Here is an 11,475-nt window from a genome sequence, read left to right as displayed (position 1 = left end):
AGGAAATCTGATTTTAATATTGACTTTAAGCTCAATGCTTTTATCTGTTGAATGCAAGTCGCAAGATGAAAAATCTAAGTTTAGAATAGTGGGATATTATTCGTTAAAATCTGCCATGACAGCCGATTTAAAAACTATTCCTTTTAATGAGCTCACTCACATCAATCTTTATTTTTTAAACCCGGATTCACTTGGAAACTTTAACCAGGACCTCTCAGGTCTGGTTGCTTTTATTGATTCAGCCCACAGCCATAATGTAAAAGTAATTCCATCAATTGCAGGTGGTGGTCCACATCCATATTATCACACTCTTTTAAAAAAGGGTAAAAGAAAAAAATTGGTTAACGACTTGTTGCAGATCGTTATCTCAAATAATTTTGATGGTATAGATGTTGATATTGAGGGGAGTGATATCGATGAAAATTATGAAGCGTTTGCAATTGATTTAGCAAAAAAATTTCACAAACATAAAAAGCTGGTTACTTCGGCAATAGCAGTTTTCTATAAAGATCAACTTAGCGACAAAGCATTACACCAATATGATTTTGTAAACGTAATGAGCTATGATCACACAGGTCCCTGGACTCCCGAAAAGCCAGGCCCTCACTCCACTTACGACCAGGCGGTGCAAGACCTGGACTATTTTATAACAGAAAGAAATATTCCAAAAAGTACAGTTGGTCTAGGTGTTCCTTTCTATGGATATGGTTTCGGTCCTGCATTAACTTCTCCACCGTCAAGTTTAAATTACGGACAAATTGTGGCTGAATTTCCGGGAGCTGAGTTAGCCGATTCTGTTGTTATGCCGGGAGGTGCTATTATGTATTACAATGGTATTGAGACCATCAAAAGAAAAACCGATTTAGCTAAAGAAAAAGCATCAGGAATCATGATCTGGCAATTGTCGGGCGATGCATTGGCCGACAAATCATTACTTAAAATAATTAACGAAGAAGTGTATGGCGTAAATTAGGGCAATAAAAAAATGCACAGGTCTTGAGAAGTTTTCTTTAATGTTTTTATGATCAACTTTGATATGGCAAACATCTTCCGGAATAAAAAATTTACCGTTTTAACTTTTTTGTTCCTCGTTATTTTCTTCAGCAACTGCAATAACAAAGAACGCACCTGGAGCGTGTACAAGGCCGATGCAGAAAGCACCAGTTACTCCGTGTTAAAGCAGATTAATAAAGAGAATGTTCATCAATTAAAATTAGCATGGACATTTAACCCGAACGATGCAGCAGAAGGCTCGCGACATAACAGCAGCGAATGTAATCCGATAATTATAGATGGCATTATGTACGCTGCTTCCTCACGCCACCGCATATACGCAATAGATGCGAACAACGGTAAAGAGTTGTGGTCTTTCGATCCGTTTAATGGAGGTCCGGGTGGCGGATCTTTTCGTGGTGTTACTTATTGGGAAGATGGGGACGATAAAAGAATCTTGTTTACCGGTGGAGATACGCTCTACGCGTTGAACGCAGCAACCGGAAAAATCATCCCTGAATTTGGGAGTGATGGTAAAGTGAGTATGAACATAGGAATGAGAGACGACCCTAAAAAGATATCCATAAAACCTACATCGCCGGGCATCATTTATAAAGATTTATTAATAATAGGAAATGAGGTTTCAGAATTATATGGCGGGCAGCCCGGATATGTTAGGGCTTATAATGTAAGAAACGGAAAATTAGAATGGACTTTTCATACGATTCCAAAACCTGGAGAAAGAGGCTATGAAACATGGCCGAAGGATGCGTGGAAATATGTTGGTGGCGCCAATGATTGGGGCGGCCTCAGTGTAGATGAAAAGAGAGGAATGGTTTTTTTAGCCACGGGGTCTCCCTCTTATGATTTTTATGGCTATGACCGTATAGGTCAGGATCTTTATGGAAATTGTGTTATAGCTCTTGATGCAAAAACCGGGAAATACATCTGGCATTTTCAAACTATACATCACGATTTATGGGACTATGATTTGCCGGCTCCTCCGAATTTAGTTACGGTTGTAAAAGACGGGAGAAAAATAGATGCGGTGGCGCAGATATCAAAAGTTGGTTTTGTATATGTATTAAACCGGGAAACAGGCGAATCAATATTTCCGATTGAAGAGCGACCCGTACCAGCTTCTGATGTGCCGGGCGAAAAGGCATGGCCCACGCAACCCTTTCCTCTCAAACCAAAACCTTATTCGCGGCAGTTCATGACGATTGATGACCTTTCTGATTACTCACCTGCCATGCATGATTCATTGATTGCCATGTTTAATGGATTAAGATACGAGGGATTATTTACGCCTCCTTCACTTAAAGGCACATTGAATCTTCCGGGAACAATTGGCGGGTCAGAATGGGGTGGCGCTGCCTATGATGTTTCAACGGGGATTCTCTACGTAAAGGCCAACGAAGCTCCTGAGATTGATAGATTACAAAAAATAGATACTTCAGCAAAACCATTAAATATTTCAGTTCATGAAGATGGAAGGAAATTTTATTCCACTTATTGCGCAAGTTGTCACAAGGCTGATAGAACCGGCACTGAACCGACTTATCCTTCATTGGTTGACATAAAGAAAAGGCTGTCTGAATCCCAGGTATTGAATAAGATAAGAACCGGCGGCGGAAAAATGCCCTCTTTCAGTAGTGTGCTGAATGGCCACGAAAAAGGAATTATTGACTTCTTATTCGATAAGACTGATTGGCACTTATTGCAAAAGGAAAACGATCTTTCGGAGATAAAAAATAACAAATCAGCAGTGACCGAAGGCAAAAAAGAAAACAATCTAAAAGACACGGCGGCTACCTACCTCAACATAACGGCTTATGGCGAGTTAACTGATCCTGAAGGCCATCCCTTCATTAAGCCTCCATGGGGCACCCTAAACGCAATCAATCTTAATACAGGCGAATATGAATGGACAATACCCGTGGGCAACATTCCGGAACAGCAGAAAAAGGGAGCTCCCATCACAGGTGATGCCAGCTTGCCCGGTCCCATAGTAACGGCCGGCGGCATTGTATTCATCGGAGGTTCGCAGGATCATAAATTCCAGGCATTTGATAAAACTACCGGAAAATTATTATGGGAAATCACTCTGCCAGGTGTTGTTTCGGCTACTCCATGCACGTATCAAAGCAAAGGAAAACAATATGTAGCAGTCTCGGTTTCAGGCACCAAAGAATCACCAGCCGGATCGATAATGGCTTTTGCCTTGCCCGAGTAAATAATCACGCGAATTACCGCGTGAATAAACTTAAGCAAGATTTAGAGTAAAAGATTCAATCATTACTGCAAGCATGATAAATAAATAGAAATGATTTTTTTTCAACGTAGTGAGATTGGATTGATTATTTAGTTACTTTTATAATCACGGATGCATTGATATAACGATTAAGTATACACGATAATAGAAAGCTGTTTTGGTTTTAGGAGCACCGGTTATATTTTTGATTTCCCGATTGACATTAAGCAGGCGACTAAAATTAATTTTTACCTTATCGAAAATTCAATAACCTTCATTTTAATAAATAAGGTATATCACGAATGAGATTTATCTCAAAACGAATACAATTTCGATTGCTGTGACATATAATTTAGTTAATGCCATGGAGGTTTTCGAATAATGAAAATTGATATACGGCTGGTTGATAATGATTGAAGTCGAAGTTATTCTCACTTAATTGAACTACTTAATAATAAATTCACATTAAACATCCATTCAATGAAAAGTATTATAAAACAATTAACCGAAAGTAATAAAGAACTCGAAAAGAATGAAGCTGCAAAAGCCCAGGCGGAAATAGAAAATCCGGAAACCAAAAACGCCCGCAGGGATTTCTTAAAGAAAACTGCATTAGGTGGAATTTCCCTTGCAGGAATGATGCACTTATCGATAGCTGATACTATCGCAATGACTACGTCTAAGGTTAAACGTTATTCAGCGCCCTCGGATTTAAAAATTACCGATATGCGCTATGCGCTGACCGCTGCTATGGGAGGTACCGCTATTATTCGCATTGATACCAACCAGGGTATTTATGGCTTGGGCGAAGTGAGGGATGCAGCGGATCCCCGTTATGCACTTATGTTAAAAAGCCGTATTCTCGGGCAAAATCCCTGCAATGTTGAAATGATATTTAAAATTATAAAACAATTTGGTGGCCCAAGCAGGCAGGCTGGTGGCGTATGCGCCGTTGAGATGGCGCTTTGGGATATCTGCGGCAAAGCATATAATGTTCCTGCATGGCAGTTATTAGGAGGTAGATATCGTGAAAAAATAAGATTGTATGCTGATACTCCTGAAGCGGGATCGCCAGAAGAACAGAAAAAATTAATGGATTATCGTATTAATGACATGGGATATACCTGGTTGAAGATGGACCTTGGTATCAACGAATTAAAAAACATTCCGGGAGCACTAGTGAATGAAAAATTCTGGGAAAGTAGCGATGGAAACTTAAGACAATGGGGCGATCCGAGAGATATTACGAATTATTCAAGTACAGCGCATCCTTTTACGCAAATACAGATCACCGATAAGGGCCTTGATGGGCTGGCTAAACTCGTAGAAAATGTGAGGGGCATGTTAGGATATGATTTACCACTTTCTACTGATCATTATGGGCATTTTGATTTAAACAATGGGATAAGATTAGGAAGAAGACTTGAACAATACAGGTTGGCATGGATGGAAGATATTGTTTCATGGGAATTAACTGATCAATGGAAAACGATATCGGATGCATTGGAAACACCATGTCTTACGGGTGAGGATATCTACCTGTTGAAAAACTTTAAACCACTTATTGATATTCATGCAGTGGATATTATCCATCCTGACCTTGCTACGTCAGGAGGTTTATTAGAAACAAAAAAAATTGGCGACTATGCAGAAGAGCATGGCGTAGCAATGGCTTTGCACCAGGCAGGCACCCCTGTTTCATTTATGGCTGATGTTCATTGCGCAGCTGCGACCCAAAACTTTTTAGCATGTGAGCATCATAATATCGATGTACCATGGTGGGAAGGCTTAGTAAAAACGACAGATGGCAGAGACTTGATAACAAAAGGTTTTGCAAACGTACCCCTTACTGCACCGGGATTGGGTATTGAATTGAATGAAGATGAAGTAAAAAAACATTTATCAGCAAAAGATAAAAGCTTTTTTGCCCCAACTCCGGAATGGAATGAATTACGCTCGCACGACAGAATTTTCAGTTAAAAAATATTTAATTAATAACTACAAATTTTGATGAATCTTGAAAGATAATCGCAGAGATTTTATTAAAAAGGGAACTGCAGTGGCCGCATCCTTATCACTCGGCACAATAGGTGTTGCCGCTTCAACAAGCTTGCATAACCGGTCTGGAAAATATAATATGGATGCTAAAAAACCGGATGCTAAAATTGATTACATCAAGGACGCCGGAATAAAATTATGCCTTGCCTATTTTGCCGGAAAGGAACCACGCAAAATTGAACTTGCCAAACAAATGGGCGTATTGGGTGCGGTTGGCGGAATTGATCCAAAAATGGTTGGGATGGACACTGCCAACAATTGGGAGTTTGATGTAATAAAGGCTGTAAAGGAATCATGGGATAAAGAAGGATTGAAACTAACGGTAATCGAAGGGCCTCCGTCACTAAATACAAAAACCAAACTCGGCCTTCCTGGAAAAGATGAAGAGATCGCCAACTTCATCACCTTAATGAAAAATATGTCGCAGGTTGGCATTGATACCATTTGTTATAATTGGATGCCTTTGATAAGCTGGGCGAGAAGTGATAAAGCCATGCCGGATCGCGGCGGAGCACTGGTAATGGGCTTTGACATTAATAAAATGGAAGGCAACCCGATAACCGAATACGGAACGTTGACCCATGACTTAATGTGGAAGAATCTCGAATATTTTCTAAAGGCTGTTGTTCCTGAAGCAGAGAAATATGGAATTAAATTGTCCATGCATCCTGACGACCCACCAGTAGACGCAATAAGGGGTGTTCCCCGAATCATGACGTCTGTTGCGGCATTCAAAAGATTGCTGGAAATATATCCAAGTCCTAATAACGGAATAACCTGGGACGGCACTTTTGGTGAAATGGGTGATGAAGGCAAGCAGGAAGACCTGCCCGCTGCAATGGAATACTTTTGTAAGAAAAATGTTATCTCGTTTGTTCATTTTAGAAACGTCCGCGGTTACAGGCAGCACTTCAACGAGACTTTTATAGATGACGGGCAAATGGATATGGCAAGGCTAATGAAGATATTATATGATGCCGGCTATAAAGGACCATTGCGTCCCGATCACGTTCCTACAATGGCCGGCGATAGTAACAGTTTCCCGGGCTATAGCACGATAGGAACCTTATTTGCGATTGGCTATATCAGGGGATTGATTGATGCAGCAAGAGGAACCACGCTTACAGGGAAAACCACTTAAGACAGAAAAAGCTGAATATAACGGTTAACATTAAACGCAATTTTAAATTAAATAAAACGCTATAATATGAATAAGAGATTGATTTTAATTGCTTCAATTGTTTTTGCATGTAGTTCCGCTAATGCGCAACGTGTGGGTTCTTCACCGGAATATATTAAAACATTAACGGCTGATTGGAAAGGCGAAAGATTTGCAGATGGCCGCCCTAAAGTTTCGGATGCTCTTTTATACCGCTTAAAAAATGTTGCGATGGAAGAAGCCTGGGGATATTTACGCGGCCAGGGTTATCAAAATCAGTATGAAGGAAATTGGCAAATAATCAATCCTGATAGTGTTATGACGGGACGTGTAGTTACTGCCCAATACATGCCACTGAGGCCAGACTTTGCAAAACTTATCAAGCAGGAAGGAATTTCTGAAGGCCGGGATTCATCAGGCGGTACTAATTCGTGGCCGATTAATGTTTTGCAACCAGGCGATGTATATGTTGCAGATGGTTATGGAAGAATTATTGATGGAACGCTTATCGGCTCTAACCTTGGCAATGCCATTTACGCCAATTCTCAAAATGGTGTAATATTCGATGCATCGGTAAGAGACATGGCTGGTCTTAAGGAAATCAAAGGATTTAACGGATGGATCCGCGGTGTTGATCCTTCCTATCTTCAACAGGAAATGCTTACTTCTATCAACGCTCCCATTCGCGTTGGTCGCGCCATTGTTTTGCCGGGCGATGTCGTACTCGCAAATCAATATGGAACAATTTTTATTCCGGCAAACCTTGTTGCCGAATTAGTCATATCTTCTGAAGTTACTGCATTGCGCGACCAGTTTGGTTTTCAACGTTTAAAAGAAAAAAAATATCTCGCGGGACAAATTGATAGTCGGTGGTCGGACGAGATAAGGAAAGATTTTGTGAACTGGATCAATAGTTACCCTGATAGTAAATTGCCTATGACCAGGAAAGAATTGAATGACTATCTCAAAGCACATAATTATAATGAGTGATAAAGTTTTTACAAAGCATTATTTAGTATCGATGAAATTATGAACAGGCTCCTTCTCAATAAAAATCCGGCGATTTTTCTTTTACCCTTCTTGTTCATTAGCGCCACAACTTTTGTTAATCCGCCTGATGCTGAAATAACAAATGGATTGATACATGCCCGCATTTATTTGCCGGATGCCGGCAATGGATATTATCGCGGATCGAGATTCGATTGGTCCGGCGTTATCCCTGAGCTTACCTGCGGTGGTCATTCTTATTATGGCCAATGGAATCCGGAATACGGTCCAAGAATTCATGATGCCATCATGGGGCCTGTAGAAGACTTTTTACCGGTTGGATTCAATGAAGCAAAACCTGGTGAAGCTTTTTTGAAAATAGGGATTGGCATCCTTGCAAAACCCGACACATCAGCCTATTCAATTGTACCGCCTTATGAAATTCTTAATGGAGGAGTATGGAAAGTTAAAACTAATCAAGCCAGTATTGAATTTCAACATACGCTTAATGACACTGCCTATTCTTATGTTTATAAAAAAATAATTGAATTAATAAAAGGCAAACCTGAAATGGTTCTATCCCATACTTTCAAAAACACCGGACAAAAAGTTATTGAAACTACAGTGTACGATCATAATTTTTTCATGCTTGACAGCCAATCAACCCGGGCTGGATTTAAGATTACCGTACCATTTAATATTAACACCGCGGGAAATAATGAGGATCTTGCCATTATCGATAAGAATCAACTCATCTTTAAAAAAGAATTGGCAAATAATGAACATGTCTATTATGGCGATTTACCTGGCTATAGTGACAATTCAAAAGACTACGATATAAAAGTTGAAAATCAAAACACTGGCGCCGCTGCAGAAATTACCTGTGATAGGCCTTTAGCGAAATTAGCATTCTGGTGTGCTTCAACTACTATTTGCCCAGAGCCATTTATTCATATTAAAGTAAATCCCGGAGAAACTTTTAGCTGGAAAATTTTTTATAGATATTATTCTCTCAAACAATAAGAAATAAAATATAGGTGAACCAAAAATTACTGCTCTTTATTCCGGGCATCCTCCTTATATTAAGTTGCAAACACAAAGAGGCTTCGATGCAACCAGGAAAAGACTACCCGGTTTACGGAGGTAATAAAGCTGGAAACCGGTATTCGCCATTGGATCAAATAAATGCAGGTAATGTAAAAAAGTTACAAATAGCATGGCAGTATAACGCCGCTGAAAGTCCTGATACCACCGCTTCAAAACCACAAAGACCGAAACAGATACAATGCCAGCCAATTGAAATTAATGGTGTGCTATATGGCACTACTTCAGACCTTAAGTTATTTGCGATCAATGCGGCATCAGGAAAACAAATTTGGAAATTTGAACCTTCCAAAGATGGGAAGAGATACATGATGATTAACGTAAACAGGGGTGTTTCCTATTGGCAAAATGGTAATGATAAGCGAATTCTTTACAGTGTAGGTGCCAGCTTGTATTGTATAAATGCTGATGATGGAAAATTAATTTCCACCTTTGGCAAAAATGGTGCCGTCGACCTTCATGAAGGTCTTGCGCCAGATGCAGATCATGATGTAAGCGAGCTTTCAGTATCGTGCAATACGCCAGGTATTGTTTCCAAAAATCTTTTGATTGTTGGTTCTGCAGTCTCCGAATCGGGAGATGCTGCGCCAGGTAGTGTAAGGGCCTTCGACATTATAACTGGTAAATTGCGATGGGTTTTCCATACGGTTCCGCATCCCGGCGAAATTGGCTATGATACATGGCCAAAAGATGCGTGGAAAAGTATTGGGGCAGCCAATAATTGGAGCGGCTTAACGCTCGATGAAAAAAGAGGCGTTGTATACTTTGGAACAGGTTCGCCTGCTTCTGATTTTTATGGTGGCAATCGCCAAGGCATGAATCTTTTCTCGGACTGTATTGTAGCACTCGATGCCGCAAGTGGTAAATTAAAGTGGTATTATCAAACAGTTCATCATGATCTTTGGGATCGCGACCTCCCGTGCCCGCCAAATCTTTGCACCATTCAACATAACGGTAAAGTCGTAGACGTAGTTGTTCAGTCTACTAAAGATGGTGTTATTTATGTGCTGGATCGGGACAGTGGTAAATCGATATTTCCGGTTGAAGAACGGCCGGTACCAACTGATGGCCTGCCGGGCGAACATCCCTGGCCGGTACAGAACTATCCTGTTAAACCATTGCCACTTTCACACCAGGTTTTTACTGAAGCAGACATCACCGATCTTTCGCCGGAGTCGCATGCTTTTGTTTTAGACCAATACAACAAGTATAAAACCAATAATAAATTTACGCCGCCAAATATAAGGGGCATTTTACTTTTTGGCTATAGCGGCGGTGCCGAATGGGGCGGCAGTGCGGTAAGCCCTGATGGTGTGCTGTATCAAAATTCAAACGACGATCCGTGGATAACGCAACTTACGGACACGGCGACACGAAATAAAGAATTTACTTCCCTTTCAACCGGCAATATTCTTTACTTAATGAATTGTGCCGCTTGTCATGGTCAGGACAGAAAAGGCGTTGGCACAGAATTTCCTAACCTGGTTAACATCGGAAAGAAACGAACGATAAACGACATTCAAAAAATTCTAAAAACCGGCGGAGGCAGAATGCCTTCATTCCAAAGGCTATCGGACGAAGAGCGGACAGCCATTGCACATTATTTATTGAATTTACCCTCTAATATTAAATCACCGGCTTTCAGCGAACACAGTACAACAGTGCCATCTCCGGATGTAAGAAATAAAGAGTTTGGATTTAAGCCGGCTTACGTAAATAAAGTTTGGAAGAAATTGACCGATCAAAATGGCTATCCGGGAATTAAACCACCGTGGGGCACGCTAAATGCTATCGATCTTAACACAGGAGATTATTTATGGAGAGTTCCCCTGGGCGAATATCCTGAATTGACTAAGAAAGGAATTCCGATAACGGGCAGTGAAAATTATGGTGGCCCTTTGGTTACTGCAGGAGGCCTTGTATTTATTGCGGCAACCCAGGATGAGAAGTTCAGGGCTTTTGATAGAAAAACAGGAAAGGTTGTGTGGGAATACCAATTACCGGCAGGTGGTTTTGCAACTCCCATAACTTATGAAGTTGGCGGTAAGCAGTATATTGTGATAGCTGCTGGCGGCGCGAGAGGTGGCAAGGCAGGAGGAAACTATGTCGCCTTCACATTAAAATGATTTTTTTTGCGACAATGTTAAGTTTGATATTAAACCAGGTTGACTCGTATGCGTCTGTGCCATCCCGTTAGTAAAGTGACAAATAATAAAATTGAAACGTTCACTATAAAAAAATAAACCAATGATCATAGATGATTTATTAAACGCCGAAAAATACTTTTGTATTCATCCCTTATTTTCAAAGGCCTTTGAGCACATTAGGTCGCAAAATCTTGAAACCATTGAAGTGAGCAAATATGAAATTGATGGTGATCTGCTGAAAGCAATCGTTTCAGATAAACCCGGGATGACTGCTGAGGAATCTGCCGCAAAATTCGAATGTCATGATCAGCACATTGACATACAACTTTGCATAAATGGAACAGAGCAAATAGGCTGGAAACCCAGGCAGAAGTGCATTCAACCGAAAGGAGATTATAACCCGGAAAAGGATGTGTTATTTTATAATGATGCTCCCGAGATGTATTTTCAATTAACCAATAATCAGTTTGCTATCTTTTTCCCTGAAGATGTACATGCGCCAATGATCGGGAAGGAGCACATTAAGAAAATGGTGATAAAAGTGAAAATATAATTATTTGAGCTAAAAAAATCGATTATCACGTAATAACGTGATAATCGATTTTATCACACTTTTACGTGATATTATTTTCGGTAATGTGGACAAAAATAGTTGGTGATTTTATTGATTTTAGGTTTGAACTTTATGTATCAGTTTGAAGAGGAAGCGGGCTCTGCTGAAGAGCAACCTGCCAGTAATAAAGCTGATGCTAAACGATAAAAAGGAGTTGATT

8 protein-coding genes are annotated in these 11,475 nt (G+C 40.3%); all 8 read left to right on the top strand.

Annotated features, from left to right (window positions below; translation table 11 throughout):
* On the top strand, window positions 1–973 hold a 973-nt coding region (locus ACO1O5_RS01665), incomplete at its 5' end, for a glycosyl hydrolase family 18 protein (protein WP_486267848.1).
* A gap of 48 nt (window positions 974–1,021) precedes the next feature.
* Entirely contained in the window at window positions 1,022–3,229 is a 2,208-nt protein-coding gene (locus ACO1O5_RS01660) for a pyrroloquinoline quinone-dependent dehydrogenase (protein ID WP_486267846.1), read from the top strand.
* A 498-nt stretch (window positions 3,230–3,727) separates the two neighbouring features.
* Complete coding sequence (locus ACO1O5_RS01655; protein WP_486267844.1) at window positions 3,728–5,227, top strand: mandelate racemase/muconate lactonizing enzyme family protein; 1,500 nt, start codon at window positions 3,728–3,730, stop codon at window positions 5,225–5,227.
* 37 nt (window positions 5,228–5,264) lie between these two features.
* Window positions 5,265–6,446: a mannonate dehydratase gene (locus ACO1O5_RS01650; protein WP_486267842.1), complete on the top strand. Its 1,182-nt coding sequence runs from the start codon at window positions 5,265–5,267 to the stop codon at window positions 6,444–6,446.
* Between the two features lie 66 nt (window positions 6,447–6,512).
* Window positions 6,513–7,454 (top strand): RraA family protein, encoded by a 942-nt coding sequence (locus tag ACO1O5_RS01645; protein ID WP_486267840.1) that lies wholly within the window; start codon window positions 6,513–6,515, stop codon window positions 7,452–7,454.
* Window positions 7,455–7,493: 39 nt separating this feature from the next.
* Complete coding sequence (locus tag ACO1O5_RS01640) at window positions 7,494–8,474, top strand: hypothetical protein (RefSeq protein WP_486267838.1); 981 nt, start codon at window positions 7,494–7,496, stop codon at window positions 8,472–8,474.
* A gap of 86 nt (window positions 8,475–8,560) precedes the next feature.
* Window positions 8,561–10,681 (top strand): outer membrane protein assembly factor BamB family protein, encoded by a 2,121-nt coding sequence (locus ACO1O5_RS01635; RefSeq protein WP_486267836.1) that lies wholly within the window; start codon window positions 8,561–8,563, stop codon window positions 10,679–10,681.
* Window positions 10,682–10,802: 121 nt separating this feature from the next.
* Window positions 10,803–11,255 carry a NanQ anomerase/TabA/YiaL family protein gene (locus ACO1O5_RS01630; RefSeq protein ID WP_486267834.1) on the top strand — a complete coding sequence of 151 codons (453 nt, stop codon included), beginning with the start codon at window positions 10,803–10,805 and terminating at the stop codon, window positions 11,253–11,255.
* The last annotated feature ends 220 nt before the right edge of the window (window positions 11,256–11,475 follow it).

The sequence above is a fragment of the Ginsengibacter sp. genome, from assembly GCF_057362405.1.
Note: the sequence above shows the minus strand (reverse complement) of the source record. Positions and strands in the feature narration are given on the sequence as shown.

What these genes read in the sequence shown, in the direction of transcription:
- ACO1O5_RS01655 (WP_486267844.1), top strand. Translation starts at nt 3,728, where the DNA reads ATGAAAAGTATTATAAAACAATTAACCGAAAGTAATAAAGAACTCGAA.
- ACO1O5_RS01640 (WP_486267838.1), top strand. Translation starts at nt 7,494, where the DNA reads ATGAACAGGCTCCTTCTCAATAAAAATCCGGCGATTTTTCTTTTACCC.
- ACO1O5_RS01645 (WP_486267840.1), top strand. Translation starts at nt 6,513, where the DNA reads ATGAATAAGAGATTGATTTTAATTGCTTCAATTGTTTTTGCATGTAGT.
- ACO1O5_RS01635 (WP_486267836.1), top strand. Translation starts at nt 8,561, where the DNA reads ATGCAACCAGGAAAAGACTACCCGGTTTACGGAGGTAATAAAGCTGGA.
- ACO1O5_RS01660 (WP_486267846.1), top strand. Translation starts at nt 1,022, where the DNA reads ATGATCAACTTTGATATGGCAAACATCTTCCGGAATAAAAAATTTACC.
- ACO1O5_RS01630 (WP_486267834.1), top strand. Translation starts at nt 10,803, where the DNA reads ATGATCATAGATGATTTATTAAACGCCGAAAAATACTTTTGTATTCAT.